The organism is Helicobacter felis ATCC 49179 (assembly GCF_000200595.1).
In the GTDB taxonomy this organism is placed as follows: Bacteria; Campylobacterota; Campylobacteria; order Campylobacterales; family Helicobacteraceae; genus Helicobacter; species Helicobacter felis.
Genome location: NC_014810.2, coordinates 1,290,116 through 1,316,338, shown reverse-complemented (window position 1 = coordinate 1,316,338; position 26,223 = coordinate 1,290,116). Strand labels below are relative to the sequence as shown.

The following is a 26,223-nucleotide window of genomic DNA, read 5'->3' as shown; positions in this document are numbered from 1 at the left end:
AAATTCTTTATTATAACTGAATTTAGCTAAAACACCCGCCATGCCAATACAAGAAACAGCCCCCCACTCATTAAATACAGCCCCCAATAGGCGTATTTAGAGCGCACAGCAAGCAAGGATAGTCCTAAATAAGGAATTAGAAACCAAGCAGGGGTGTGGTAATTTACACTTGGAAGTTGCCACTCTAAGGCGCGTGTTAGAACAGAGTCAAAGAGCGCGCCCCAACCCAAAGCGTGCAAAAGGAGGGAGAGGGGAAAAAAGATCACAAAGACAAAGCTTAAAAGAACCCCGCTAAGTTGATACAAACTAAAGGGGGTAAAAAAGGCGTGCACAATGGGGAGCATACAAAGAAAAAGGGCTGAGTTAAACAAAAGGGCATAGAGGGGGGCAGAAAGTCTAGGGGTGTATTGAATGAAGAGGTAAATATAAAAGACTCCACAGACTGAGAGCAAAAAACCAATATTGACAATCAAATTAGGGAAAAAAGCTAGGCAAAGCAGGGCGCACAGCCCCAAAAGAGCGAAGTTAAACACCTCAAGGGCGCAAAAATAGAACCCAAATCCCAGCAGTGCCATCACAAAGGCGCGCAAAAAAGAAGGTTGGAAGTTGAGCAAGATGAGGTAGCCCAAGAGCAAGATAAACACCACCAAGCCCAAGTCATAATGGGCGTTGCGGTAGGGGAAAAAGCGTTGTTGGAGGGGGCGATAAAGCAAAAAGAGCAACCCATAGAAAAACGCGCCCAAAATCCCCAAGTGAAACCCACTAATCGCGATGATGTGGCTGATCCCAAGACGCATGGCGATCTCTCGTGTGGATTTGTCCAAAGGGTCGGCTAAAAAGAGGGTGTTGTAGAAATTGCCCATGCGCGTGTCTGCATGTTGGGCATTGATAAAAGCGCGTAAGCGCGTGTGCAGGTTTTGGCTGGGTTCTAGGGTTAAGTAAAAAGTGTGGAAATAGCAAGATTTAAAGAATTGCCAAAAAGAGCAAGAGGGGCTCATTTTGCCATAGGCGCGCACGCGTGCATGGATTAAATCCTTAAGTTTTTCTTTGCTGGTGGTGTAAAAGACATTCCCCCACGCATCTTTGAGTTGCAGGACAAAATAGGATCGCCCCTGCGCGTCCTGTTTAACATATTGCAAGCGCACCTGTGCGTGCAAACTCACGGGCTTTTTAGATTTAAAATGCTGGTATTGGGCGTATTTGATAGATAAACTCACGCCCCCCACACTTCCTAAAAAGACAAAGACACATAACCACTCTAGGGGTGTTTGTATGAGAGAAATATGAAAAGTAGAAGTTTTAATAAAGGTCAAAATAACTCATTGGCAGGGGTCAGCTCACTGGCAGGAGCAGGAGTAAACTTAGTGGGTTGCGCCTCTTCTTGTGGGGGGTTATCTTTAGCCTTGCGATCTTCAAAGCGAGTATAAGGTTTGTTGAAGGCGACTCTAATTGTCCCAATATCCCCATTACGATTTTTAGCCAAAATAATCTCAGCATCCTCCACGCCCTGATTACGTTGAAACTCCTCTTTGCGCTGGGTGTCAATTTGGACTTCGAGTTTTTTGACCTCTTCATGCTTGCCATCTTTGCGCAATTTGGCCAAAAGATCGTTTTGGGCGCGGTGTTTATAAACCTCATCGCGATAAAGAAAGAGCACTTGATCGGCATCTTGTTCGATCGCCCCGCTCTCTTTGAGATCGGAGAGAATGGGGCGTTTGTCCTCACGACTCTCTAGTGAGCGGTTGAGCTGGCTTAGGGCAATGATGGGAATTTCTAGCTCGCGGGCTAAGACTTTCAGCCCGCGCGAAATCTCAGAAATCTGGGCGTGGCGGGGCAGTTCGGTATGATTGCTAGACATCAACTGAATGTAGTCAATGATGACTAAGGCAATTTCTGGGTGCTGGGCTTTGATTTGGCGCATTTTGGAGCGGACATATTCTAAGGTGAGCATGCTAGTGTCATCAATAAATAGGGATTTATCGTTCAAGATTTGCGCGCTCGAAGTTAATTTTTCCCACTCATAGTCTTGAAGACGGCCCATTTTAAGGTCATAAGCATGCACAGAAGCCAAGCTTGAAAGTAAACGCAACATCAGTTGCTCTGCGCCCATTTCCATGCTAAAAAACGCCACACCTTTATTGTGGCTTAGAGCGGTTTGGGTGATATTGAGCACAAAGCTTGTCTTGCCCATAGCCGGGCGCGCGCCCACTACAATTAAATCCCCCTTTTGAAATCCAGCAGTGTAGCGGTTGAGTTCGCTAAAACCTGTATCTAAACCCAAGATTTGACTATTGCCCCTAAGTTTGGCCTCATAAATCATATCCATCGTGGTTTTAACCACTGTGGGCGCGTCTTTAAAGCCTCCGCGCACGCTTTGCACAGAGAGGGCGTAAATCTCTCGTTCCAAGTTATCTAAAATCTGCGCACTGGGGCGTTGGGCGTAGCATTGTTCGCGCCCATCCATGCAAATCCTCAAAAGGGAACGGCGCATGGATTCTTGCTTGATAGCCTCAATATAAGGTTCTAAATGCACGACAGGAGATGTAGCCATCACCTCAAAAAGGATTTTTCGATCTTTCTCACTAGAAAGTTTGCTTAATAGAATCTTGCCATCAATAGGGAGATTTTCTTGATGCAGTTGCCCGCAAAGTTGGAAAAGGAGGCCATGGATAGGATGAAAAAAATCGCTTGGCTTGAGCAAAGCCGCCATATTTTCGTAACAATCTCCCTCTAAAACCGCAGCAAGGACCATGCGCTCCATATCAAGAATAAAATCATCTTTGGGGGGGAGAATCTGCGCCGTTGAAAATGCCATCACAACCCACTTAAATGATTGATTAGAGATGTGGGAGTGAGCGCGTAACTTTGCGCTTCTGAGCGTCCTGCTAGAGCGTGGGCCAAACTCGCACTAATTGCGGCATCTAAAGGGCTATAACCCTGTGCGAGCAATGCGCCCACCATGCCCGCTAACACATCCCCACTTCCCCCCTTAGCCAAAGAGGGCGCGCCTAAATTGTTGATATAAATTTGTTCATGGTGTGCAATATAAGTATTAGCCCCCTTGAGCAACACCACTACATGGGGGTAGGCATGACTGAAAGCTTGCAGGTATCCTAAGCGCGATTCTAGCACTTGGGATAAATCCACTTTAAAACCTATAGCTTGGAGCAAGGCGGCAAATTCCTTAGGGTGGGGGGTGAGCACGAGTTGGCTAGAACCCTCTAAAATCTCTTTAAGATGGGGCAGGTAAAACATGTCCGCATCCAGCACACAGGGGGCTTGTTCTAGCATTTGTTCAAGACATGGCGGAGGGGTGCCCATGCCCATGCCCATTACAAACGCATTTGCTTGGGAGGGAATGTCTGGCGCATACATCAACTCTAGGGGTTTTTGCTCTACAAGCGCGTGATCCCCTAACACACTCACCAAACCCGCCCCAAACTTGAGCGCACTCAAACCCGCCAAAAAGCCCGCGCCCCTCTGCGTGCCCACCCACACACCCACATGCCCAAAATAGCCCTTGTGCACATTGTGCTTAGAGCGCAGGGGTAAGATCAAATCTTTTTCTTCTAGTAAAAACAGATCGCTAGGTTCTTCATAGGGCGCGCGCCCTATGCCCAAATCCCCCACCACGATTTCCCCTACAAAATCCTTAGCCACATCGCTAAACAGCGCACTTTTGAGCGCGCCCATGCTAATAGTGGTGTCCGCCTTGAAAGCTAGCGCACTGACGCGCCCTTGTGAATCTAATCCGCTGGGCACATCGCAGGCAATTTTCACCCCACTCATGGTATTCAAACGCGTGATCAAGTCTTGATCTTGCGCGCTCAATTCCCCTTTAAAACCCGAACCATAGAGGCAATCTAGCACAATCCCACAAGGCTCTATTTGATCTAGCATGCGCACTCCTGCGCGCCGTGTGCGCTCAAATTGTAGTTGGCATAGCGCACTTTTTGGGGGTTTGTGCGCATAACAACACACTTCATAGGCACTTCCTTGCAGATGTCGCGCTAAAGCGTAGCCATCGCCTCCATTATCGCCCCCTCCGCACACCACTAACACGCGCTGAGGTGGGTGTTTGTAAATCGCTTGCTGGAGAGCCATAGCTGCATTCTCCATTAAGAGTTCTGCGCTCACATGAAACTTTTCTTGGGCGCGCGCATCTAATTCTCGCGTGCTCGAATAGACAAATTGCATTAAAACCTCTTTATATCTGTGCTTAGGACATGGTAAAATGCTTCTAAAAAAGGATGCCTATGCATATTGATGAACCTCTGCTTCACAGACTAACTCAGCTTTCTATGCTGGAAATTGATGACCCTCAAATTCAAGAGCATTTGGAGGAAATCTTAGTCTTCATGGAAGCTTTAGAAACCCTAGACCTAGAGAACACACCCCCCTTAGAGCAACCCCCCACTCCTTTAAGAGCGGACACGCCCACACATGCCCCCTCAATCTCTACAGATATTTTATCCCACGCGCCCCGCGCCCAAGAGGGGTATTTTATCGTGCCCAAAATTCTTTAGCGTTCCAAAGACATAAAAAGCCGCCCGTAATTGGGATTGGCTTTAAGAAGTTTTTCTTTAAAAAGGCTGTAATTATCACACCCTGACTGCAGGCCGTAATTACACACATAAGAAAAGAGATCCAAAGCGCGCTGATCGTTTTGGGGCACACCCAAACCTTTTTGATAGAGCACACCCAAATTATTGCACCCTGAGAGATTGCCCCCCTGACAGGCTTTTTCAAAATACTTGGCTGCAAAGAAATTGTTCACAGGCACTCCCTGCTCACCCTTAGCATAAATCCAACCCAAATTAGCACAACCTTGAATATCTCCCGCATTGCATGCCAAATAATTTAAATCCACATTGCTCAGTTGTGCTTTATTAAAGCCATAGATATTTTTTACGTTGGACATCAGCCCTAAATTATAACACCCTAAATCACTTCCATGTTCGCAGGCGTATTTGTAGTATTCAATCGCCTTGTAGTAATTCTTGGGCACACCCACGCCATTAGCATACATCCAGCCTAAGTTATTGCAGGCCAAGACATCCCCCCCAGAGCACCCTACCGCGTAAAGCTGGGCAGCTTTTTCTTTATCATCTAGGGTGGCTTGTTTTTTGGAGTCATAGACTTGGGCCAGATCCGCGCACGCGCTCGCATCCCCCCCAGAGCACCCTAATTCGTAATAGCGTTGCGCTTTATCCATGTCTACTTGAATCCCCACACCATTAGAATACATCGTGCCCACGGCAAAACAGCCTGCCGGATTGCCTTGATCACAAGATTGCACAAACAATCTGAACGCGCTTTTATAATCCCCGCGCTTTACGGCTGTAATTCCTGCACTTAGAGCGTCTTGAGCCATTGCCGGAGGTGTGAGGCGATCGGTCATAGGCGGTGTAGCGGGGGGTTGTTGCAAAGTGGGAGGATTTTTAGGAGGGGTCGGGGGTGGGACGGGTGTTTCTTGAGCATTTTGAGAGGGTGGAGGAGTTGGGGTGGAATCAGCACCTTCGAGCCAAAGCACACATAAGAGCAACCCCAATAACCCACGCAACACGATATTTAAGGACATCATACAAACCCCTTAGAAAACTTGAGTTTGTATATTAACACAAAACTTAGTGGTGTAAACTTTCATTCAAAGCGATCTTGCGCACACTTCTAAAAGCGATCATCTTCCCACTCCGACTCTCTTGTCTGAAGTGCAGACCATGCAAGCCTGAGAGTTCCTTACCCTTGTAAAGTCCCTCAGGTTTGGGCGTAAAGGTAGGGTTGACTTTTTGTAACTCGTGCGCGCTCTTAGGAGCAATCTCAAAAATGGTTCCTGCTAGCACTCCAATACCTGCATCCACAATACAGCCATCTCCCAAGCTAATGCCCAGCACGCAATTAGCCCCCAACAAACAATTCTTACCAATACTGATAGGCTGGCTATTGCCTCCAGAGAGCACGCCTAGCACGCTAGCCCCTCCGCCTATGTCCGTGCCCTCACCCACCACTACAGAAGAGCTAATACGCCCTTCATTCATGCAAGCCCCCTCTACGCCTGCATTAAAATTAATGTAACTGGCTCCGGGCATCTGTGTATACCCCCCCTTGCCCAAATATGCCCCAAAGCGTGTTTTAGAGCTATCAAGTAGGCGGATGTTATCATGTTGGGGGATCATCTGCATTAAATAGCGTGGGAATTTGTCTACAAAATCAATGCAAGGGTATTTATCTTGCATTTTAAGCGCAATTTCGTGTTCGCGAAGCCATTCAAGTTCATAAGGTGTGTGGCCACTCCAAGCCACATTGGGCAATAGAGAAAAAATGCCCTCTAAATTCAAACTGCGCAAGGGGGCTTTACCCAAAGAAAGGGCAAGCAGTTTCATGTAAGCACTCTCCAAACTTAAACAAGGCTTATCCTCATAGATCACTACAAGATGATAATTATGGTGGTATTGTGTAGAGAGGTTAGTGGCGTGTTCTTTTGTGGCGAGCTCACAACTAGGGTGTACTTCTTGCACTAAGGATGTGTAGAGTTGATCGTTTTCTAAGGCTTTGGCTAACTCTAAGACCACTTGAATATTTTTGTGGCTGTTTTTATCATGCAAGACCTCTTGTAAAAAGGGAGCATAGAGTTCTAAGGCACGATGGATAAAGTTCTTATCAATCCCATAAACAACCTCGCTAACCCTCTCCTCCTCTTGCGCATACAGGGGTAGGCAATGCTTGATGGCTTCCATAAACACCGCATAGGAGCCTAAACACTCCTCTCCCCAGTTTAGCACGGGAAAAGTGGCGCACAAGGGTTTAGCACTCTTTTGCCCGCGTGCAATTTTAGCGATCCCAAAGGCTAAAGGTTTTCTATACTCAGGAGAATTTTGATAATCGCTTACGAAAAGTTTAAATTTTTGCATGGATGTCCTCTTTTTGTTGTTCTAAGGCTAAGGTTTGCACTTCGGTTACGAAAGTTTCTAAAAGTTGGTCTTCGGGGAGTTTGTGGATCACCTTGCCTTTTTTGATAATCAAACCGCTTTTTTTACCAAAGGCGATGGCTATATCGGCGTGTTTGGCCTCTCCTAGCGCATTGACCACACAGCCCATCACGCTCACATCTAGGGGAATTTTGATATGGGCTAGGCGTTGCTCGACTTGACTCATCATCGCCACCAAGTTGGACTCAATGCGCCCGCAAGTGGGGCAGGAAATAAAAGTAATGCCTTCTTTTTGCCGCCCACTATAGCGCAAAATCGCCTTAGCTACGCGAATCTCTTCCTCAAGTTCTCCCGTGATAGACACGCGCATGGTGTCTCCAATCCCCTCGCGCAGTAATTGCCCTAAGGCCATCGCACTTTTAATGCTGGAGTGGAACAAACTCCCTGCTTCTGTTACCCCCAAGTGAAAAGGGTAGGGCACAAGGGGGCGTAATTGCTGGTAAGCGGCAATCGTGCGCTCCACATCGCTAGCTTTGAGAGAAATTTTTATATTAGTAAAGCCGGCATCTTCTAAGAATTTAATATTATAAAGGGCGGATTGCACCATCCCCTCAGGCGTCGCGCCATATTTGAGCTCAAAGGGTTTTTCTAGGCTCCCTCCATTGACTCCGATTCGAATAGGCAAGTTGCGCGCATTACAAGCTTGGGCTACCGCCTTGATTTTCTCAGGCGCGCCGATATTGCCCGGATTAATGCGGATCGCATCCACACTTTCAGCTGCAATCAAGGCTAAATGATGGTGAAAATGGATATCAGCAATCAAAGGCAAAGAGGCGACTTTTTTAAGTTCTTTAAGAGCTAAGGCGTCTTTTTTATGGCGCACGGCTACGCGCACCAAATCCGCCCCGGCAAGTTTGAGGCGATCGATCTGGGCTTTAGTCGCCTCAATGTCGCAGGTTTGGCTAAAGGTCATGCTTTGGGTGCTAATGGGGGCATCACCTCCGATGAGAACATGCCCGATAGAGATTTGTTGCGTGGGAAAACGAGGGTGCAAAGGTGTCCTTAAATTTTGGGGGCATTATAGCTAATTTGCTAGCAGTGTGGGCAAAATCTCTAGGGCAAAGGTGGTAAAGCTGTAGGCGTGGTAGGTGCGCGTGTTAATCACGCCACTTCCTTCAAAGTTGATGGTGATGATGTATATATGCGTGATTTGGAAAGTGCAATGTTTTAAGAGATGATCTATCCGTGTTTCTAAATTTGTAGGGAATGCCCATGGGAGGAAGCAAAAAGTTTCTGTGGCTCTGCGTCCAATAAGCCAAGAATCCTCATAGAAAAGTTGATAAAAATATTGGCGGAGTTCGAGGGCGACCATGTTTTCAAAAACAGGAGGGAGAGGGTGGGTATGACTAAAAGCATAGGGTAGAGCGAAATCACAAAAATAAAGCTTTTTGGGACTCATTAAATTGGACTCAAGTGGAGGAACACAAAGGATACTTTGACTGGCCTGCAAAAACTGCATGAACTCATAAAGTTTATCTTTAGAGATTTTGAGAATTTTTTTAAGCTGTATGTAGAGATGGTGTGTGGTTACACTTAGAGATTGGAAGCGCAACAATGCCTTGAATATGGGCAGCTGATTGCCTAGAAACAAGGCATAAATTTCTTGTTTACGGCGAACTCTTTGAGTGGGGGACATGTGCAGAGTTTCTGGGAGATTGCCCTCTTTGAGAAAGCGGGCCAGTAGGGTATTGTTGGGTTCTTTTTTTTGCAATAGGGCGAACTCTTGAAAACGCAGAGGCCAAATGGATTTGCTCATAAAATTTTTTGGGGCTGAGGGTGTGTAGCCAATGAGAATAATAGGCTCTAAAGGAGGCAAAAAAATATCTTTAGGGCAGTGTTTAGCAATGAGAATATCCATGCGTCCCTCAACATGGAGTTTGATTAAAGTCTCTTTGAGCGCGTTAAAATCTAAGCGCGCATCGCTACCATCTATGTAAATAGGATGTTTGAAAGCATGGGCAATCCCTAGTGCGCATGCGCTCTTGCCTACCTTCGTACTTCCATAAAAATAAATTTTGGAGGCATTTAAAGCATGGAATCTAGGAAAAATTTCCTGTGTCATAGTGGCGTTTGTAAAGCCTTCTTCTAAGATAACATCCCACATGCGAGCATTCTATCAGAGTTTCCTTTAAATAAGGAAAACATTAAGATGCTCAAATGCGCAAAAAAGGCTCATGGCTTGACTAGATAAGCATTTTTGCCTAAAATCTAGGCTTTTAAAAATTTGACTTTAAGAGGATATGGATGGAAAAGATACGCCTCAAACTTAAAGCGTATGATCACAGGGTGTTAGATCGATCTGTGATGGCAATTGTAGAAGCAGTGAAACGCTCAGGGTCTGAAATCAGGGGACCCATTCCCTTGCCCACACGAAACAGACGCTACACGGTTTTGCGTTCCCCTCATATCAACAAAGATTCTCGAGAACAATTTGAAATTCGTGTGCATAGCCGTTTAATTGACATCATGTCAGCCACACCTGAAACTGTGGACAGCTTGATGAAATTAGATTTGGCTCCAGAGGTGGATGTAGAAGTTACCTCTATGGAAGGCAAATAGCCCACAATCAAAAGAAGGATGCAAATGGAATATTTGGTTCAAAAAATCGGCATGAGTCGTGTTGTGGGAGCACAGAGTGTGCCTGTTACTCTGCTCAAAGTCTTGGAGAGTAAGGTGTGTGAAATCAAGGATAAGCAGGTTTTGGTCGCTTATCCTCTGCACAAAACTCACAATAAAGCCATTGCTGGGCAACAAAAAAAATACAATCTGAGCAAGGAATTTAACCACTTTGCTACTTTGGACGCTCAAGTAACAGAATTGGGCGATCTGCCTTTAGAGCCTTTAGAGAGTGCTAAACATATCAAGGCCACTTTTTATACCAAAGGACGGGGTTTCAGCGGGGCGATGAAACGCTGGAATTTTCAAGGTGGTCCAGCAGCACATGGAAGTCGTTTTCATAGACGCTTAGGTTCGATCGGAAATAGAGAATGGCCCGGGCGCGTGCAAAAGGGTAAAAAAATGGCAGGGCATTATGGTAATGAAAAAGTTACTTGTCATAATGAAGTGCTTTCTTTTGATAAAGAAAGTAAAATTTTGGTGCTTAAGGGTTCTGTAGTAGGCTATGCTGGAGCCTATGGCAGGATCGCCATTAAGTAGGTAAAGGGAAGGTATGAAAGCGAAGGTACTAAATCAGCACTGCGAGCAGGTGGGGGAGTTAGAGTTACCTGCACACTTTAAGGAAATTAAAGAACACAATTTATACTTGTATGTCAAATATTATCGTGCTCAGGCTAGAGCTAACAGCGCGCAAACGAAAAATCGTGGGGCTGTGAGCGGGGGAGGTAAAAAGCCTTGGAATCAAAAGGGAGGCGGACGCGCGAGGGCTGGGAGTATCACCTCTCCTATCTTTGTAGGTGGGGGTGTATCTCATGGTGCGACCAATGAGCGCAACTACGATCTTAAGATCAATAAAAAACAGAAAAAGCTGGCTTTAGAATATGCTTTGGGCCAAAAAGCTTTAGCAGAAAAGTTGCTTATTGTAGATAAAGTGGATATTTCCAGCAAGAAAACAAAAGATGCCCATGCGTTTTTACAAAAGTTTGGTTTTCGGGATGTGTTGTTAGTTACTCACGCGCTTGAAGAATATAATTTTTTAGCATTTAGAAATTTGCCAAATTGTTATTTGATTGAAGCGAGCGAATTAAATGCCTATTTAGTGGCTACTTACAACGCCGTGGTTATAGAAAAATCCGCATTTGATGCGTTTGTAACAGCTTAAAGGAGAATGCATGGCAGACATCACAGATATTAAGTCTATTCTTTATACAGAAAAATCTCTATCCATGCAGGAAAGCGGGGTGCTTGTGGTGCAGACAGCCGCTAATATGAGTAAAAATCAGCTCAAGACGATTTTTAGAGAATATTTTGGTTTTGTGCCATTAAAGATCAACGCGCTCAGGCAACCAGGAAAGACCAAACGCTTTAAAGGTAGGTTGGGCCAGCGGAGTGAAACTAAGAAGTTCTATGTTAAGCTCCCCAAAGATGCTAATATTAACGCTTTAAGCGCATAAGGATAGAGTATGGCGATTAAAACTTATAAACCCTACACGCCTAGCCGTCGCTTTATGAGCGGTGTGGATTCTAAGGATATTACAGACAAGGCCAGCGTGAGAAAACTTTTAGTTAAGTTGCCCGTGCATGCCGGGCGCAACAATACAGGGCGCATCACAAGCCGCCACAAAGAGGGAGGGGCTAAAAGGCTCTATCGTCTCATTGATTTTAAACGCAATAAATTTGGTATAGAGGGTAAGGTAGCTAGCATTGAGTACGATCCTTACCGCAATTCCCGTATTGCTTTAGTGGTTTACCCTGATGGAGATAAACGCTATATTCTACAGCCTAGCGGATTGAAAGTGGGCGATGTAGTGATTGCCGCAGAAGAGGGATTAGACATTAAGGTAGGCTTTGCGATGAAACTAAGAAGTATTCCCATCGGAACCATTGTGCACAATATTGAAATGCATCCGGGTGCTGGAGGGCAATTGGCCCGTAGCGCAGGAATGAGCGCACAAATTATGGGAAGAGAGGGCAAGTATACAATTTTGAGAATGCCTAGTGCGGAGATGCGCTACATTTTAAGCGAATGTATGGCCACCATTGGTGTAGTGGGTAATGAAGATTTTATCAATACTAGCATTGGGAAAGCAGGACGCAATCGCTATAAGCGTGTGCGGCCTCAAACGCGCGGAAGTGCTATGAACCCTGTGGATCACCCCCATGGTGGTGGTGAAGGTAAAACAGGCTCTAGTGGCCATCCTGTTTCGCCTTGGGGTCTACCAGCTAAGGGTTATAAAACTAGACGCAAAAAGGCTGGCGATCGCCTAATCATTTCACGAAAGAAAGGTAAATAGCAATGGGAAGGTCGATTAAAAAAGGTCCCTTCATTGATAAGCACCTCATGGATAAAACACTCAAGCATAAAGCTAAAAAAGATAATAAGCCTATCAAAACTTGGTCGCGCCGTAGCACCATTTTACCTGAAATGATTGGGTTAACTTATAGCGTGCACAATGGGCGGATCTTTATCCCTGTTTATATTACTGAAAACCATGTTGGCTATAAGCTCGGTGAATTTGCGCCCACACGCACTTTTAAAGGGCATAAAGGCACAGTGCAAAAGAAGATAGGCAAGTAAACATGGCAGAAAAATACATAAAGGAATGCAAATGAGCACGGCGTTACTTCGATATAGCAGGCTGTCTCCCACCAAGGCGAGATTGCTGGCTAAACAAGTACAGGGCATGAATGCAGAGGTGGCCATTGCGCGCCTAGAATTCACGCCCAATAAGGCGGCGCGGATTCTCTCAAGAGTAATCAGTGCGGCCGTCTACAATGGTGGGCATGATTCTAAGTCTGTATCTGTTTTGAGCTGTCGTGTAGATGCAGGTCCCGTGCTCAAACGCCACATGCCCCGCGCTAGAGGTAGAGCGACCGCTATTCGAAAACCCACAGCGCATATCCTTGTTAAAGTAGGTAAAAAGGGAGGAAGCAACTAAATGGGTCAAAAGGTTAATCCGATTGGTTTGAGATTAGGAATCAATAAGAATTGGGCTTCTAGGTGGTTTCCCGGAACGCACGATACAGTGCAGAATATCGAGGAAGACCATCGTATCCGCAAGTTTCTTAAAAAAGAATTGTATTACGCAGGGGTGAGCGAAATCGTGATCGAGCGGGCTGCTAAAAAGTTGCGCATCACTGTTGTGGCTGCCCGACCAGGGCTCATTATTGGTAAGCAGGGTGTCGATATTGAAAAGATCAAAGTTTCTTTGAAAAATCTTATCAAAAGGGACATTGCCTTGAGCATTAAAGAGGTCAAACGCCCTCAAGCCGATGCACAATTGGTCGCTGAGAATGTGGCGACTCAATTAGAAAAACGGGTAGCTTTTAGAAGAGCTATGAAAAAAGTGATGCAAACAGCCATGAAGTCTGGAGCACGGGGAATTAAGGTGCGTGTTTCAGGGCGTTTGGCTGGAGCTGAGATCGCGCGCACAGAGTGGTATATGGAAGGGCGTGTGCCTTTGCATACTCTACGAGCTAAAATTGATTATGGTTTTGCAGAAGCTATGACCGTTTATGGAATCATTGGCGTAAAGGTTTGGATCTTTAAAGGTGAGGTGCTTCAAAAAGGTATCCAAGCAGAAAAACGCGAAGAAGAAGGCGAAGAGAGAACCCCTAGAGGGCGCACTAGAAGAGGGAGAGAATAGCTATGTTAATGCCTAAAAAAACGAAGTATCGCAAGCAGATGAAAGGCAGAAATCGGGGAAAATCTACTAGGGGGGTTAAGCTAGCCTTTGGAGATATTGGAATCAAGGCTGTTGAACATGGCCGTATCGATTCGCGTCAGATTGAGGCTGCAAGGGTAGCCATGACTCGCCATATTAAAAGAGCAGGTAAGGTGTGGATTCGAGTTTTCCCCGATAAGCCTCTGACAGCCAAACCCTTAGAAACTCGGATGGGTAAAGGTAAGGGTTCTGTAGAAAAATGGGTGATGAATATCAAACCGGGTCGCATTGTCTATGAGATGCTAGGGATTGAGGAGAGTTTAGCTAGAGAGGCTCTGACTTTAGCACAGAGAAAATTGCCTTTCAGGACAAAAATTGTAACTAGAGAGAGTGAAAATGAAATTTACTGAATTGAGAGAGAAGGATAGAAAGGAGTTAGAAAAGTTGCTCAAGGAAAAGAAGTTAGAACTCTTTGAGTTGCGTATCAAACTCAAAACCATGCAAATCAAAAACCCTAATGAGGTTAGAGCGGTGCGTAAAGACATTGCCCGTATTAACACTGCGCTCAGCGCCTTAAAGAGGTCTTAATGGAAACTAAACAACCCCATAAACGCACCATTCAAGGGAAAGTAGTCAATAAAATAGATGCTTGCAGTGCCGTGATTTTGGTGGAGAGAAAAGTATTGCACAAAAAATACCGCAAGATTGTTAAGCGTTTCAAAAAATACACCATCGACGATCGCCAAAATACCTCTCAAGTAGGAGATTTTGTGAGCGCGATTGAGTGCAAACCTATATCAAAAACTAAAACCTTTGCTCTTAAAGAGATTTTAGTGAAGGGAGTTTCATGATACAGAGTTTTACGAGGTTAGTTGTCGCAGATAATAGCGGTGGCAAAGAGATTATGTGTATCAAGGTTTTAGGAGGAAGCCACAAACGCTATGCGAGTGTGGGCGATGTGATTGTTGCTTCTGTCAAAAAAGCTATTCCTAATGGCAAAGTCAAGAAAGGACAGGTGGTTAAGGCGGTGATCGTGCGCACTAAAAAGGAAGTGCAACGCCCTAATGGTTCTCTGATTCGTTTTGATGATAATGCTGCAGTGATTTTAGATGCCAAAAGAGATCCCATTGGCACACGCATTTTTGGCCCCGTAAGCCGAGAAGTGCGTTATGCCAATTTTATGAAAATCATTTCTTTGGCTCCGGAGGTCCTTTAATGAAGTGCAAGATTAAAAAAGACGATATGGTCAAAATCATCGCCGGAGATGATAAAGGTAAGGTGGGCAAAGTGTTAGCTGTTTTCCCTAAGAAATCTACACTATTGGTAGAGGGTTGCAAGCTGGCTAAAAAGGCACTAAAACCAAACCCTAATGAAGAAAATCCTCAAACCGGGCATATTTTTAAAGAGATGCCTATCCACATCTCTAATGTTAAGAAAGAGAAGGAGTGAGCGCGATGTACGGCTTGAAGAGCTTCTATGACAAAGAAGTGAAGAAAAAGTTAGCAGAGGAGTTAGGGATTAAAAATCCTATGTTGTTGCCTAAGCTGGAAAAGATTGTGCTTAGTGTCGGGGCAGGGGATTATGCTAAAGATGCCAAGATTATGCAAAATATTGCCCAAACCCTCTCGCTCATCGCAGGCCAAAAGGCTGTGATCACTAAGGCGAAAAAATCTGTAGCAGGGTTTAAAATTCGCGAAAACATGGCGGTGGGTGTTAAGGTAACACTTAGAAATAAGATCATGTTTAACTTTTTAGAAAAATTGATTGTGATTGCACTTCCTAGGGTAAAAGACTTTAGAGGGGTTTCTAAAAATGGGTTTGATGGGCGGGGGAATTATGGTTTTGGTCTCAATGAGCAGTTGATTTTCCCTGAGGTAGTCTACGATGACATCATGGTTACACACGGACTCAACATCGCTATTATTACTTCTACAAATAACGATAAGGAGGCATTCAAATTGCTAGAATTGCTTGGAATGCCCTTTTCTAAAGGGCACTAATGGCTAAAAAATCGATGATCGCAAAGACCCATAGGAAAGCGAAGTTTAGGGCGCGGGCTTACACCCGTTGTAATATCTGTGGACGCCCCCATTCAGTCTATCGCGATTTTGGATTGTGTCGGGTTTGTTTGCGCAAAATGGGCAACGAGGGTTTGATCCCCGGTCTTAGAAAAGCTAGTTGGTAAGGGGCATACATGGTCAATGATATTGTCGCGGATTCTCTGACACGCATTCGGAATGCGAGCATGCGTCGTTTGGAGGTTACAGAGCTCTATTACGCTAAAATCGTGGTGTCTATCTTGGAGATTTTTAAAAATCGTGGTTTTATTACCAATTACCAAGTGGTGCAAAAAGAAGGGAAAAACTTTATCTCTGTGGAATTGGCCTATGATGATAAGGGGCGTGCGGTCATCAGCGAAATCAAACGATTAAGCAAACCGGGGCGCAGGCTTTATAAACAAGCCAGTGAGCTCAAACGCTTTAAAAACGGGTATGGGGTGATTGTGGTCAGCACCTCCAAGGGCGTGATCACTAATGAAGAAGCTTACAAGCAAAATGTAGGCGGCGAGGTGCTTTGTAGCATTTGGTAGGAGTGTGGCATGTCAAGAATTGGTAAAAGAGTGATTAAAATCCCTAGTGGGGTGCAGGTGAATGTTGAAGGCACTAACTTGCATTTTAAAAATAGCAAGACAAGCCAAGTTTTGGAGACGCGTGGGCGTGTTAACATCGTGTTGGAGGGAGATTCTCTACGCTTTGAGCCTGTTGGTGAGGGGGCGCAGAGTCGCGCGTTTTGGGGAACTTATAATGCCTTAGCGCATAATATTGTCGTAGGTTTGGATAAAGGCTTTAGCAAAGTCTTAGAAATCAATGGAGTAGGCTACAAAGCGGCTCTAGGTCATAAGGTTTTGGAACTCAGTTTGGGGTTTAGCCATCCGGTAAAACATCCCATCCCTGAAGGTGTGGAGGTGGTTGTGGATAAAAACACCATCACTCTCAAAGGGAGTGATAAGCAACAAATTGGCCAACTTGCTGCAGATATTCGTGCTTATCGCCCCCCAGAACCCTACAAAGGCAAGGGCATTAAATACAGCGATGAAATTATTTTACGCAAAGCTGGCAAAACCGCTAAAAAATAAGGAACGAACATGACAGCTAGTGTTTTAGCAAAAAAGAAACTCCAAAGAGTTAAGCGCAAAATGCGTGTGCGATCTAAGGTTTTTGGCACGCAGGAGCGTCCCCGTGTGAGTATTTTTAGATCCAATAAACATCTCTATGCCCAAGCCATTGATGATAACGCACACGCGACTTTGGCGCATGTGGATGGCAAAAAACTAGGGCTGGGGAAAAATGTAGAAGATAGCAAAAAGCTTGCGCTGATCTTTGCAGAAAGTCTTAAGCAGAAGGGAATCACTAAGGTGGTCTACGATCGCAATGGATACTTATACCATGGAGTCGTGGCTGCTTTTGCAGAGACTTTACGCGAACAAGAGATTGCGCTTTAAGGATGGGCATGGAGATTAATAGAGAAGAGTTTTCAGAAGTTGTGGTGAATATTGGGCGCGTTACTAAAGTAGTGAAAGGCGGGCGGCGTTTCCGTTTTAATGCCTTAGTGGTTGTGGGCAATAAAAATGGTCTTGTGGGCTTTGGCTTAGGCAAGGCTAAGGAAGTGCCAGATGCGATTAAGAAGGCCATTGATGATGCGTTTAAAAACATCATTGAGGTTAAGATCAAGGGCACGACTATCGCCCATGACATTGAGTGTAAGTACAATGCGAGTCGCATTCTGCTCAAACCCGCCTCTGAAGGGACGGGTGTGATTGCCGGGGGATCGACACGCCCTATGATCGAGTTAGCTGGTATTAAGGATATTTTGACCAAATCCTTGGGATCTAACAACCCCTATAATGTAGTGCGTGCCACCTTTGATGCGCTCTCTAAAATCAAAGGATAGGAGTTTTTTATGGCATTAGAAAAATTAAGTCCGGCTAAGGGCAGTGTCAAAAAAATTAAGCGTGTGGGTCGTGGACAAGGCTCTGGTATGGGTAAAACGGCCACTAGGGGAGGCAAAGGACAAACCGCGCGCACAGGTTACAAACAAAAACGCGGTTTTGAGGGAGGACAACAGCCCTTACAACGCCGTTTGCCTAAAGTGGGTTTTAGAAGCCGCACTAAGGGCCTAGTTTATGCGATCAATGTTTCTAAACATAAGGAAATTTTTGAGTTAGAAACTTTGAGTTTAGAGCTCATTAAAAAAGTGCATCCCTTTCCCTCCTATATTGAAAAAATCAAACTCATTGGGGCAGGAGCTAAGGATTTAGCACCCAAGATTCAAGATGAAAGAATTCGCACCAGCGGGCAAAAATGACAAAAGCCATTGCAACCAAGATTTTTATCACTCTAGGGTATTTATTCCTCTATAGAGTGTTGGCTTACATCCCCATTCCCGGGGTGGACCTAGCCGCCATCAAGTCCTTTTTTGATAGCAACTCTAGCAATGCTTTAGGGCTTTTCAACATGTTTAGCGGAAATGCAGTTTCTCGCTTGAGCATTATTTCTTTGGGGATCATGCCCTATATCACCGCCTCCATTATCATGGAGCTCTTGAGCGCAACTTTTCCCAACTTAGCCAAGATGAAAAAAGAGCGTGATGGCATGCAAAAATATATGCAAATTGTGCGCTATGCTACCATTGGGATTACCATCATTCAGGCTCTTAGTGTCTCCTTTGGACTGCGTTCTATTGGGCATGGGCCCAATGGGGCGATCATGGTTTCTATGCAAACTTTTTTGATTTTGGCCACTTTCTCCATGCTCACGGGTACAATGTTATTGATGTGGATTGGCGAGCAGATCACCCAAAGAGGGGTGGGCAATGGGATTAGCCTTATCATCTTTGCAGGTATTGTCTCTGGTATCCCTTCAGCCATTGCGGGGACTTTTAATCTTGTGAATACGGGTGTGATCAATGTTTTGGTTTTAATTGGGATCATAGCAATTGTCCTAGCAACTATCTTTGCGATTATCTATGTGGAGTTGGCTGAACGGCGCATTCCCATTTCTTACGCCCGCAAGGTGATGATGCAAAATCAGAATAAACGCATCATGAACTATATCCCCATTAAATTAAATTTGAGCGGAGTAATCCCTCCCATTTTTGCTTCTGCACTTTTGGTTTTCCCCTCTACGATTTTGCAGGCCTCTTCCAATAAGGTTTTACAGGCTATCGCAGATTTTCTCAACCCACATGGCTACGCCTACAATATCTTAATGTTTTTGCTGATTATCTTTTTTGCCTACTTTTATTCCTCCATCGTCTTTAACGCTAAAGATATTGCAGATAATTTGAAGCGCAATGGAGGCTTTATTGCGGGGCTAAGACCAGGTGAAGGGACTTCGAACTTCTTGAACACCGTGGCGAGTCGCTTGACTTTTTGGGGTTCTTTGTATTTAGCCATTATTTCTACTCTGCCTTGGATTTTGGTCAAGGCAATGGGCGTGCCCTTTTATTTTGGGGGCACGGCGGTGCTCATTGTGGTGCAAGTGGCCATTGATACTATGAAAAAGATCGAAGCACAAATTTATATGGGCAAATATAAAACCCTGAGTGCTGTAGGCTTTTAATGGCGATCGCCATCCGCAACCCTAAGGAGATTGAGGCACTACGTAGGGCGGGGGCTGTGGTGGGGCAGACTCTCAAATTGCTGAGTGAAAAAATCCAAGTGGGCATGAGCTTGTTGGAGTTAGATGCTTTAGCTGAAGAACATATCCACAAACTCAATGCCAAGCCCGCTTTCAAAGGGCTTTATGGTTTCCCTAACACGCTTTGCACTTCGCTGAACGAAGTGGCTATCCATGGGATTCCTACAGATTACAAGTTGCGCAGTGGAGATATTATAGGCTTAGATTTGGGGGCACAAGTACAAGGGTGGTTTGGCGATGCGGCGATCACTTTGGGCGTAGGAGAGGTTTCTAAAAAAGATCAAGCCCTAATTGCCTGTGCTAAGGATACGCTTTATGAAGGAATTGCCTACCTAGAAGTAGGGATGCGCTTTAAAGAGCTAAGTCATATTTTAGAAACTCTTATTAGACAAAAGGGCTTTGTGCCTTTGGAAAAATTTTGTGGGCATGGGATTGGGCGTAGCCCTCATGAAGAGCCCTCTATCCCTAACTACCTAGAACCCTCCAGTAAGCCCAATAGTGGTCCAAAAATTAAAGAGGGTATGGTTTTTTGTATAGAACCTATGATCTGTCAAAAACAGGGCGAGCCTAAAATTTTGGAAGACAAATGGAGTGTGGTGTCTGTAGATGGCTTGCGCACTAGCCATTACGAACACACTATCGCGATGGTGGGCAAAAGAGCGCAAATTTTAACGGAGGCTTGATGGCAAAAGATGATGTGATAGAAGTAGATGGGAAGGTGATTGAGTGTTTACCCAATGCTACTTTTAAGGTGGAATTGGACAATAAGCATGTTGTGCTGTGCCGTATTTCTGGGAAAATGCGCATGCACTATATCCGCATCGCGCTAGGCGATCGGGTGCGCTTGGAGCTCACGCCCTATAGCTTGGACAAGGGGCGGATCACTTTCCGTTACAAGTGAGTGATTAAGTTAGTTCTAACCAAAGATAGTTAGAATAGAGGTTTTGCTTAAGATAAGGAGAGAAAAAATGAAAGTTAGACCCTCTGTAAAGAAAATGTGCGATAAGTGTAAAGTGATCAAAAGGCGGGGTGTGATTCGTGTGATTTGCACCACTCCTAAACATAAACAAAGACAAGGATAGACATGGCAAGGATCGCAGGGGTTGATTTACCCAAGAAAAAACGCATCGAATATGCTTTGACCTACATCTATGGCATAGGCTTAAAAAGCTCTAGGGATATTTTGCACAAGGTGGGCATCTCCTTGGATAAACGCGTCCATGAATTGGGTGAAGATGAAGTTTCTAGTATCACTAAAGAAATTCAGGCTAATCACATAGTAGAAGGGGATTTGCGCAAAAAGGTGCAGATGGACATTAAAGCACTGATGGATTTGGGAAGTTATCGGGGCATTCGACACCGCAAAGGCTTGCCTGTGCGCGGTCAAACCACTAAAAACAACGCACGCACCCGCAAGGGCAAAAAGAAAACTGTAGGCAGTAAGTAAGGAGAGCGCATGGCCAAGAGAACCGGCATTAAAAAGAAAATTGTTAAGAAAAATATCGCGCGAGGTATTGTCTATATTGCCGCCTCTTTCAACAATACCAATATCACCGTTACAGACGAGATGGGTAATGCTATTTGTTGGGCGACTGCTGGAGGCTTGGGCTTTAGAGGGTCTAAAAAATCCACTCCCTACGCTGCCCAGCAAGCTGTAGAGAGCGCGATGAGCAAAGCTAAAGAACATGGCATTAAAGAAGTGGGCATTAAAGTGCAGGGGCCCGGAAGTGGGCGCGAGACAGCCATTAAGAGTGTAGGAAGCATTGAGGGCATTAAGGTGCTTTGGATCAAAGACATCACACCCCTACCTCATAATGGTTGCCGTCCTCCCAAAAGAAGAAGAGTGTAAGGAGAGTATATGGCAAGATATAGAGGTGCAGTTGAGAAATTAGAACGCCGTTTTGGGATTTCTTTATTTCTTAAGGGTGAACGCCGTTTGAGCGGCAAGAGCGCGTTGGATAAACGCGCCTATGGTCCCGGACAACACGGGCAAAGACGCGGCAAGATTTCAGACTATGGCTTGCAATTACGCGAAAAGCAAAAAGCTAAAGCGATGTATGGCATTTCGGAAAAGCAGTTCCGCTCGATTTTTAGAGAAGCCAATCGTATGGAGGGCAATACGGGGGAAAATTTAGTCCGCTTGTTAGAGCGCCGCTTAGACAATGTGGTTTATCGCATGGGTTTTGCAACAACGCGTAGTTTTGCGCGCCAGCTCGTAACACATGGACATATTTTGGTGGATGGTAAGCGCATGGATATTCCTTCCGCCTTTATTAAGAGTGGGCAAAAGATCGAAATCAAAGAAAAAAGCAAGGAAAACCCTCAAATCACGCGCGCAGTGGAACTCACCAATCAAGTGGGGATCGTGCCTTGGATTGATGTGGACAAGGATAAAAAGTTTGGCATTTTCACCCGTTATCCTGAAAGAGATGAAGTGAGCTTGCCTCTTGAAGAGAGATTGATTGTTGAGCTCTATTCTAAATAATAGGGGATTGCATGAAAGTGATTAAAGTAGCTCCACAAGCACCTATGGATATCAGTGTGGAGAAGATTAGCGATAGACACATCAAAGTGTGTGTCTCTGCCTTTGAAGCGGGTTATGCTATCACACTAGCCCACCCTCTAAGACGATTCTTGCTCTTAAGTTCTGTAGGCTATGCACCCATTGGGATCAAAGTTGAAGGGGTTAACCACGAGTTTGACTCGTTGCGCGGGATTTCTGAGGATATGGCTTTGTTTATCGCCAATTTGAAGAATATCCGCTTGGTTGGCAAGCATTTAGACAGCGCCCAGAACGATCAAGTGGTGGTGCATTATACTTTCAAAGGCCCAGCCAAATTAAGCGGTAAAGATTTAGAAAACGAAGAAATTAGCGTGGTCAACCATGATGCCTATCTAGCCACAATCAATGAAGATGCGCATTTAGAGTTTTCTCTTATTGTGCAAAAGGGCATGGGATATGTGCCTTCCGAGAGCATTCGAGGCTACATTTCTAGCGATTATATCCCCCTAGATGCCTATTTTACACCTATTAAAAAAGTGGTTTATAACATTGAAAACATGCTCGTGGATGGCAATCCCAATTTCGAGAAACTCATTTTTGAGATTGAGAGCGATGGGCAAGTAGACCCTCAACGCGCCTTCCAAGAGGCAATTAGAACCATGAACGCCCAAATGCACATCTTTAACACAAATATTGCCGATTACAAAGGCAATGCCCATTTAGAAGAGGGCTTGGAGAGAGACCTCTTGATGGAAATTGAGGGGCTGAATTTGAGCGCGAGATGCTTTAATTGCTTGGATAAAATCGGGCTTAAGTATGTGGGCGAGTTAGTGCTTATGGACGCTTACGAGCTCAAAAATATTAAAAATCTTGGCAAGAAGTCTTATGATGAAATTGCTGAAAAATTAGAGGGATTGGGTTATCCTGTAGGTTCTGAAATTTCAGCAGAGTTCAGGGCATCTTTAGAGACCAAGTTAGATAAAATCAAAAATCAGGAGAGTTAATGCGACACCAGAATCGTTTTAGAAAATTGGGCCGCACCAGCGCGCATCGAAAGGCCTTGCTCAAAAATCTTGCCATTTCTTTAATCACACATGAGAAAATTGAAACAGGGGTTTTCAAAGCAAAGGAATTGCAATCTTATATTGAAAAGCTCGTAAGCATAGCTAGAAAGGGCGATTTTAACGCGCATCGCTATGTGTTTTCTTATCTACAAGACAAACACGCCACTCATAAGCTAGTAACCGAGCTGGCCCCCAAATACGCCACCCGCAATGGGGGTTATACCAGTATCCACAGAACAGCTATTAGAAGGGGTGATGCTTCCATCTTAGCTTCTATTGCTTTTGTTTAACAAGCAAACTTTAGGGGCGATGCCTCTTACGAGTTTGAACCTTGCCTGAGTCTTTTTTGCTTTTTGTCCCTCTGTTCCTCTACGCCTTAGATTATCAGGTAAGTGGGCAGATGGGATCCTTTTCACGCATAGGTTTTAATAATTCCCCCATCAATTCTGCTAAGGGACTCTACCCCACGGGCAGTTATGTTACAGCTATTGGTGCATTGCAAATAGATATGGATTTGTTGCCCAAGTCCATAGACACCCAACGCTTGAAAGTAGGCATTGGGGGCGAGTTAGGTGGCTTGGCTTACGACTCGACAAAGACACTTGTCGATCAGAGTGGGGACAATTCAGAATTTCAACCGGCTAACTGGTATTATATGGGGCGTTGGGAGGGGTATTTGATGAACGCTCCTTGGAGACACTCGCGCTATGAGGATAGCGTGCATGCCAAAAACTACATTCTTTATAACGCCTATTTGGATTATAGCTATAAAGATATTTTTGGTATCAAGCTAGGGCGTTATGTGAGCAAAGAGGCTCTATTTCTAAGAGGCTTTAATCAGGGATTTGAAGCGTTTGTCCAATTCAAACATCTTAAGCTTGTGTGGTTTAGCACTTATGGGCGTGGGTTGGCTAATATCCAATTCATTCGGGATTTTTATGCGCCTGTGAGCTATGAGTTTCCTGATGGCAGACGCACTAATTATGGCATGCATGCTCTCAGTCTAGCTTGGAACTCCAAGCACTTTACTGTCATGCCATTTTTATGGTTTTATCCCAAAAATTTCAACGCGCCCGGTCTGCAGGCTAATGCGATCTTTACTCCGGGAAAATGGAAAATACAAACAGATGTCTTTGCGTGGTTTCCCATTTATAGTGCCACTCTAGCAAAAACCTACTATCGGGGTAATTTAGTGGGCAAAAATACCGCAACTCTATTGGTGCGCCAACGCTTTTACATCCATGATTATTACTTTGGTTGGGGTGTTTATAAGAATTTTGGTAATGCTAATGCGCAACTTGGATGGAATGGATCACCCGTGTCTTTTGACACCACGGATGACACCCCCTATGAAGATGCTTACACTAACCTCTATGATGCTAACGCCCTCACTGCCCACGCTCTCATAGGGGGCAAGTTTAAAAACTTTTCTTGGTTTCTCTTGGGCAAGATCACCACAGGTCCTAGGGCGTATGCGCAAAGTTTGGGCCTCACTTGCAAATACGATTGGAAGCATCTACATTTGATGTTGCGTATCAATGGCTATCAAATTTCTATGCACAGGGGTTATAAGGTGGCTTATTTTGACGCGCCTAATCAAAAATTTGCCCCCTCCACTCAAGATCGTAGCTATATGATGACATCCTTAAGCTATGATTTTAAACTACACTAGGCGTAAGCGTTGGTTTTCTAAAAGATAGGTGCGCGTGCAATGGCGCGCCATTTTCTCATCATGAGTGGCTAGGATCAACGCGCCTTGTTGGGTGTGGATATAGTTTTGCATCGCCTCCATAACTCCTAAAGCTGTAGTGCTGTCTAAGTTTCCTGTAGGCTCATCAGCAAAGATAATCTTGGGTTTCTTGGTGAGAATACGCGCGATAGAGAGGCGTTGTTGTTGCCCTCCACTGAGTTCCCCCACGCTTTGAGAGAGCACATGGGCTATGCCCAATGTTTCTAATAGCTCCTTTTGAATAGGTTGTTGGCTCAAAATTGAAGCCACTTGAAGATTTTCTAGGGCGTTGAAACCCTTAAAGAGATAATGTGCTTGGAAAATAATTCCTACATGGTGGCGGCGAATATCTAGGAGAGTTTTAAGAGGCAAGGCGTAGATATTGGGGTGCTCTAATAAGCGCACATGCCCCTCTAAGGGTGGCAACATGGTTGAGAGATGGTTTAAAAGACTGGATTTTCCACTCCCACTCACTCCCAATAATGCGATGGATTCGCCCGCTTTTGCTTGCAAATGGATGTCTTGATAGAGCCAGTGCTCAAAACGATGGCCTAAATGCGTGGCTTCTAACATTAAAAATCCTTGTTTTGATCGCCTAGGAGAGTAGGCATTAAGATATAGGAGGGAGAAAGATTGGTGCTGTGGATAATGATTTTTTGAAAACGCCGCGCATAATATTTTAAAAGCATTCTTTGCAAAAAGGGTTCAATACTGGGCACAAACCAACCATTATTGCTAATGACAATGAAAGTTTGCGGGCTGTGTGGGTATGCCTGCATGGAAGTGCCTTCGTAACAAACTAAGGGCCTAAATTTGAAGCCCGCGATGTCAAAATTTTTAAAGACTTCCCCGCTTCCCAATTTGAAAGCATTAGGACCAAAGAAAACCGAGTCAAGATAATTAGCTAAGAATTTGGGGAGAGGCATGGTTTCTCCAAAGGGGGCTAAAATCACCTTGTGGGCGTATTGATAGGTGTTGTTGTGAAACACATAAGTGGAGTTGTAGATGATATGACCCTTCTTATAGAGTCCGCCGGTGATGATAGTTATTTTTTCGCTCAAAGCAAGCAAATCAGAAAGCACCTCACTTGTATTAAGCACAAAGGGAAAGGCGGTTTCAGGCAAAATAACGATACTTTTGTGTGCCACGATGGCTTTTTGGATCGTTTGGAAATTTTGTGCTACGATGGTGTCTAAATGGGTTTGTTGCCATTTGACATCTTGGGCGGTGTGGGTAGTTACCACCTGCATAGGGGGCAAAATAGGGGGGATGGCTTGGGGTTGCCAATCTATACTCAAGGCCAGCAGAAAAGAGGCTAGGAACTTGGTATAGAAATGTGTGTGAGATTTTAAGAATAAAAGCCGCTCCCCTTCTGGTTGGGGTTTTAAAAGAGCGATAGCGCTAAGAATGCATAAAAAGCTGAGTTTATCCACTTTGAATACAGAGTAGGCAAAAAGAGACTCAGGCACAAACCAGTCAAAGCCAAAGGGGTGGATATAGCTAGCTAGCCAAAGACTAAGCACGCGATAAATAGGAGAAGAACGCCAACAAAGCAGGTAAAACACTCCGCCATAACAAAGAGCGACAAGGGCGATCATTAAGGGAACAAGAAAGCTATAATCGCTGTAGCGAAAACTCAGAGCAGACCAATAAAACATCCCTAGGCCTACTAAAAATCCAAACCCAAAAGCCCTGCGTTTCTCTACGCACAAATAAACCAATACGCTTAGAGGGGCTAACAAACTCTCTGTGGCTACAAGCAATAAGGGATGCTTTGTAAGAAGTGAGCCTATGTAGAGTGGAGTTAGAAAAATTAGGGCTAGCCCCCAGTGCACACGGAATACTAGCCAATCCCATGTATGATGTTTAAGCCCTAGTGAAGGCAACAGAACTCCTTAGACTGGATGTAAAATTAAGCTTACAGAGTTTATAATTCTAGGATAGATTGTCTTAAATTC

General features: G+C 44.8%; 40 protein-coding genes. 31 read left to right on the top strand and 9 right to left on the bottom strand.

From position 1 onward, the window contains the following. Window positions 1-26 precede the first annotated feature (26 nt). The 3 genes from HFELIS_RS06695 to HFELIS_RS06685 are packed head-to-tail and all read right to left on the bottom strand — an operon-like array spanning window position 27 to window position 4,197. A complete protein-coding gene (locus HFELIS_RS06695) occupies window positions 27-1,313 on the bottom strand; it encodes a ComEC/Rec2 family competence protein (RefSeq protein WP_013469788.1) in 1,287 nt (428 codons plus the stop codon). After that, window positions 1,310-2,815, bottom strand: a complete 1,506-nt coding sequence (gene dnaB, locus HFELIS_RS06690) for a replicative DNA helicase (protein ID WP_013469787.1) — start codon at window positions 2,813-2,815, stop codon at window positions 1,310-1,312. The genes HFELIS_RS06695 and dnaB overlap by 4 nt, the downstream gene beginning before the upstream one ends. After that, window positions 2,815-4,197, bottom strand: coding sequence for a bifunctional ADP-dependent NAD(P)H-hydrate dehydratase/NAD(P)H-hydrate epimerase (locus tag HFELIS_RS06685; protein ID WP_013469786.1), 1,383 nt, complete (start codon window positions 4,195-4,197; stop codon window positions 2,815-2,817). Before HFELIS_RS06685 ends, dnaB begins: the two co-directional genes overlap by 1 nt. 59 nt (window positions 4,198-4,256) lie before the next feature. Between HFELIS_RS06685 and gatC the strand changes: the two genes are divergently transcribed. Continuing rightward, window positions 4,257-4,526, top strand: coding sequence for an Asp-tRNA(Asn)/Glu-tRNA(Gln) amidotransferase subunit GatC (gene gatC / locus HFELIS_RS06680; protein WP_013469785.1), 270 nt, complete (start codon window positions 4,257-4,259; stop codon window positions 4,524-4,526). Here the strand turns inward: gatC and HFELIS_RS06675 are convergent. The 4 genes from HFELIS_RS06675 to HFELIS_RS06660 are packed head-to-tail and all read right to left on the bottom strand — an operon-like array spanning window position 4,523 to window position 9,093. Continuing rightward, on the bottom strand, window positions 4,523-5,584 hold the full coding sequence (locus HFELIS_RS06675; RefSeq protein ID WP_013469784.1) for a tetratricopeptide repeat protein: 1,062 nt from the start codon (window positions 5,582-5,584) through the stop codon (window positions 4,523-4,525). The genes gatC and HFELIS_RS06675 overlap by 4 nt on opposite strands. A gap of 43 nt (window positions 5,585-5,627) precedes the next feature. After that, entirely contained in the window at window positions 5,628-6,911 is a 1,284-nt protein-coding gene (locus HFELIS_RS06670) for a 2,3,4,5-tetrahydropyridine-2,6-carboxylate N-succinyltransferase (RefSeq protein ID WP_013469783.1), read from the bottom strand. Further along, complete coding sequence (ispG, locus tag HFELIS_RS06665) at window positions 6,898-7,983, bottom strand: flavodoxin-dependent (E)-4-hydroxy-3-methylbut-2-enyl-diphosphate synthase (protein WP_013469782.1); 1,086 nt, start codon at window positions 7,981-7,983, stop codon at window positions 6,898-6,900. Before ispG ends, HFELIS_RS06670 begins: the two co-directional genes overlap by 14 nt. A gap of 30 nt (window positions 7,984-8,013) precedes the next feature. Next, entirely contained in the window at window positions 8,014-9,093 is a 1,080-nt protein-coding gene (locus HFELIS_RS06660; RefSeq protein WP_013469781.1) for an ATP-binding protein, read from the bottom strand. Window positions 9,094-9,233: 140 nt separating this feature from the next. Here HFELIS_RS06660 and rpsJ point away from each other — a divergent pair, with 140 nt between their 5' ends. The 30 genes from rpsJ (at window position 9,234) to HFELIS_RS06510 (ending at window position 24,208) form a co-directional block, all read left to right on the top strand. After that, window positions 9,234-9,548, top strand: coding sequence for a 30S ribosomal protein S10 (gene rpsJ / locus HFELIS_RS06655; protein ID WP_013469780.1), 315 nt, complete (start codon window positions 9,234-9,236; stop codon window positions 9,546-9,548). A 24-nt stretch (window positions 9,549-9,572) separates the two neighbouring features. Next, window positions 9,573-10,145, top strand: a complete 573-nt coding sequence (gene rplC / locus HFELIS_RS06650; RefSeq protein WP_013469779.1) for a 50S ribosomal protein L3 — start codon at window positions 9,573-9,575, stop codon at window positions 10,143-10,145. 13 nt (window positions 10,146-10,158) lie between these two features. Continuing rightward, window positions 10,159-10,767: a 50S ribosomal protein L4 gene (gene rplD / locus HFELIS_RS06645; protein WP_013469778.1), complete on the top strand. Its 609-nt coding sequence runs from the start codon at window positions 10,159-10,161 to the stop codon at window positions 10,765-10,767. A 10-nt stretch (window positions 10,768-10,777) separates the two neighbouring features. Beyond that, window positions 10,778-11,059, top strand: a complete 282-nt coding sequence (locus HFELIS_RS06640; RefSeq protein ID WP_013469777.1) for a 50S ribosomal protein L23 — start codon at window positions 10,778-10,780, stop codon at window positions 11,057-11,059. A gap of 9 nt (window positions 11,060-11,068) precedes the next feature. Beyond that, the gene (gene rplB, locus HFELIS_RS06635; RefSeq protein WP_013469776.1) at window positions 11,069-11,899 is read left to right on the top strand and encodes a 50S ribosomal protein L2; all 831 of its coding nucleotides are present in this window, start codon (window positions 11,069-11,071) and stop codon (window positions 11,897-11,899) included. Window positions 11,900-11,901: 2 nt separating this feature from the next. Then, complete coding sequence (gene rpsS / locus HFELIS_RS06630) at window positions 11,902-12,183, top strand: 30S ribosomal protein S19 (protein ID WP_013469775.1); 282 nt, start codon at window positions 11,902-11,904, stop codon at window positions 12,181-12,183. A 31-nt stretch (window positions 12,184-12,214) separates the two neighbouring features. After that, window positions 12,215-12,544: a 50S ribosomal protein L22 gene (rplV, locus tag HFELIS_RS06625; RefSeq protein ID WP_013469774.1), complete on the top strand. Its 330-nt coding sequence runs from the start codon at window positions 12,215-12,217 to the stop codon at window positions 12,542-12,544. Then, entirely contained in the window at window positions 12,545-13,252 is a 708-nt protein-coding gene (rpsC, locus tag HFELIS_RS06620; RefSeq protein WP_013469773.1) for a 30S ribosomal protein S3, read from the top strand. It abuts the gene before it with no gap. A gap of 2 nt (window positions 13,253-13,254) precedes the next feature. Continuing rightward, on the top strand, window positions 13,255-13,680 hold the full coding sequence (gene rplP, locus HFELIS_RS06615) for a 50S ribosomal protein L16 (RefSeq protein ID WP_013469772.1): 426 nt from the start codon (window positions 13,255-13,257) through the stop codon (window positions 13,678-13,680). After that, entirely contained in the window at window positions 13,667-13,858 is a 192-nt protein-coding gene (gene rpmC, locus HFELIS_RS06610) for a 50S ribosomal protein L29 (protein WP_013469771.1), read from the top strand. The genes rplP and rpmC overlap by 14 nt, the downstream gene beginning before the upstream one ends. Then, entirely contained in the window at window positions 13,858-14,121 is a 264-nt protein-coding gene (gene rpsQ, locus HFELIS_RS06605) for a 30S ribosomal protein S17 (protein ID WP_013469770.1), read from the top strand. The genes rpmC and rpsQ overlap by 1 nt, the downstream gene beginning before the upstream one ends. After that, window positions 14,118-14,486, top strand: a complete 369-nt coding sequence (rplN, locus tag HFELIS_RS06600; RefSeq protein ID WP_013469769.1) for a 50S ribosomal protein L14 — start codon at window positions 14,118-14,120, stop codon at window positions 14,484-14,486. The genes rpsQ and rplN overlap by 4 nt, the downstream gene beginning before the upstream one ends. Further along, window positions 14,486-14,719 (top strand): 50S ribosomal protein L24, encoded by a 234-nt coding sequence (gene rplX, locus HFELIS_RS06595; protein WP_013469768.1) that lies wholly within the window; start codon window positions 14,486-14,488, stop codon window positions 14,717-14,719. Before rplN ends, rplX begins: the two co-directional genes overlap by 1 nt. Window positions 14,720-14,724: 5 nt before the next feature. Next, complete coding sequence (gene rplE / locus HFELIS_RS06590; protein ID WP_013469767.1) at window positions 14,725-15,270, top strand: 50S ribosomal protein L5; 546 nt, start codon at window positions 14,725-14,727, stop codon at window positions 15,268-15,270. After that, the gene (locus HFELIS_RS06585) at window positions 15,270-15,455 is read left to right on the top strand and encodes a type Z 30S ribosomal protein S14 (protein ID WP_041302866.1); all 186 of its coding nucleotides are present in this window, start codon (window positions 15,270-15,272) and stop codon (window positions 15,453-15,455) included. Before rplE ends, HFELIS_RS06585 begins: the two co-directional genes overlap by 1 nt. 9 nt (window positions 15,456-15,464) lie before the next feature. Then, window positions 15,465-15,860: a 30S ribosomal protein S8 gene (gene rpsH, locus HFELIS_RS06580; RefSeq protein ID WP_013469766.1), complete on the top strand. Its 396-nt coding sequence runs from the start codon at window positions 15,465-15,467 to the stop codon at window positions 15,858-15,860. A gap of 9 nt (window positions 15,861-15,869) precedes the next feature. Beyond that, window positions 15,870-16,406 carry a 50S ribosomal protein L6 gene (gene rplF / locus HFELIS_RS06575; RefSeq protein ID WP_013469765.1) on the top strand — a complete coding sequence of 179 codons (537 nt, stop codon included), beginning with the start codon at window positions 15,870-15,872 and terminating at the stop codon, window positions 16,404-16,406. 9 nt (window positions 16,407-16,415) lie between these two features. After that, window positions 16,416-16,772: a 50S ribosomal protein L18 gene (gene rplR, locus HFELIS_RS06570; protein ID WP_013469764.1), complete on the top strand. Its 357-nt coding sequence runs from the start codon at window positions 16,416-16,418 to the stop codon at window positions 16,770-16,772. 8 nt (window positions 16,773-16,780) lie between these two features. Beyond that, window positions 16,781-17,221 (top strand): 30S ribosomal protein S5, encoded by a 441-nt coding sequence (gene rpsE / locus HFELIS_RS06565; RefSeq protein ID WP_013469763.1) that lies wholly within the window; start codon window positions 16,781-16,783, stop codon window positions 17,219-17,221. 9 nt (window positions 17,222-17,230) lie between these two features. Beyond that, on the top strand, window positions 17,231-17,635 hold the full coding sequence (gene rplO, locus HFELIS_RS06560; RefSeq protein WP_013469762.1) for a 50S ribosomal protein L15: 405 nt from the start codon (window positions 17,231-17,233) through the stop codon (window positions 17,633-17,635). Beyond that, the gene (secY, locus tag HFELIS_RS06555) at window positions 17,632-18,891 is read left to right on the top strand and encodes a preprotein translocase subunit SecY (protein ID WP_013469761.1); all 1,260 of its coding nucleotides are present in this window, start codon (window positions 17,632-17,634) and stop codon (window positions 18,889-18,891) included. The genes rplO and secY overlap by 4 nt, the downstream gene beginning before the upstream one ends. Then, window positions 18,891-19,652, top strand: coding sequence for a type I methionyl aminopeptidase (gene map, locus HFELIS_RS06550; protein WP_013469760.1), 762 nt, complete (start codon window positions 18,891-18,893; stop codon window positions 19,650-19,652). Before secY ends, map begins: the two co-directional genes overlap by 1 nt. After that, window positions 19,652-19,870, top strand: a complete 219-nt coding sequence (infA, locus tag HFELIS_RS06545) for a translation initiation factor IF-1 (protein ID WP_013469759.1) — start codon at window positions 19,652-19,654, stop codon at window positions 19,868-19,870. The genes map and infA overlap by 1 nt, the downstream gene beginning before the upstream one ends. Window positions 19,871-19,937: 67 nt before the next feature. Beyond that, complete coding sequence (gene rpmJ / locus HFELIS_RS06540) at window positions 19,938-20,051, top strand: 50S ribosomal protein L36 (protein ID WP_013469758.1); 114 nt, start codon at window positions 19,938-19,940, stop codon at window positions 20,049-20,051. Between the two features lie 2 nt (window positions 20,052-20,053). Beyond that, window positions 20,054-20,416, top strand: a complete 363-nt coding sequence (gene rpsM, locus HFELIS_RS06535; protein ID WP_013469757.1) for a 30S ribosomal protein S13 — start codon at window positions 20,054-20,056, stop codon at window positions 20,414-20,416. Between the two features lie 9 nt (window positions 20,417-20,425). After that, a complete protein-coding gene (gene rpsK, locus HFELIS_RS06530) occupies window positions 20,426-20,818 on the top strand; it encodes a 30S ribosomal protein S11 (protein WP_013469756.1) in 393 nt (130 codons plus the stop codon). A 9-nt stretch (window positions 20,819-20,827) separates the two neighbouring features. Next, entirely contained in the window at window positions 20,828-21,454 is a 627-nt protein-coding gene (gene rpsD / locus HFELIS_RS06525; protein WP_013469755.1) for a 30S ribosomal protein S4, read from the top strand. Between the two features lie 11 nt (window positions 21,455-21,465). Beyond that, a complete protein-coding gene (locus HFELIS_RS06520) occupies window positions 21,466-22,476 on the top strand; it encodes a DNA-directed RNA polymerase subunit alpha (RefSeq protein ID WP_013469754.1) in 1,011 nt (336 codons plus the stop codon). After that, window positions 22,476-22,826 carry a 50S ribosomal protein L17 gene (gene rplQ / locus HFELIS_RS06515; protein WP_013469753.1) on the top strand — a complete coding sequence of 117 codons (351 nt, stop codon included), beginning with the start codon at window positions 22,476-22,478 and terminating at the stop codon, window positions 22,824-22,826. The genes HFELIS_RS06520 and rplQ overlap by 1 nt, the downstream gene beginning before the upstream one ends. Window positions 22,827-22,867: 41 nt before the next feature. After that, complete coding sequence (locus HFELIS_RS06510) at window positions 22,868-24,208, top strand: outer membrane family protein (protein WP_013469752.1); 1,341 nt, start codon at window positions 22,868-22,870, stop codon at window positions 24,206-24,208. Here HFELIS_RS06510 and HFELIS_RS06505 read toward each other — a convergent pair. Further along, window positions 24,200-24,838: an ABC transporter ATP-binding protein gene (locus tag HFELIS_RS06505; protein ID WP_013469751.1), complete on the bottom strand. Its 639-nt coding sequence runs from the start codon at window positions 24,836-24,838 to the stop codon at window positions 24,200-24,202. The genes HFELIS_RS06510 and HFELIS_RS06505 overlap by 9 nt on opposite strands. Next, window positions 24,838-26,028, bottom strand: coding sequence for an apolipoprotein N-acyltransferase (lnt, locus tag HFELIS_RS06500; RefSeq protein ID WP_231844159.1), 1,191 nt, complete (start codon window positions 26,026-26,028; stop codon window positions 24,838-24,840). The genes HFELIS_RS06505 and lnt overlap by 1 nt, the downstream gene beginning before the upstream one ends. Between the last annotated feature and the right edge of the window lie 195 nt (window positions 26,029-26,223).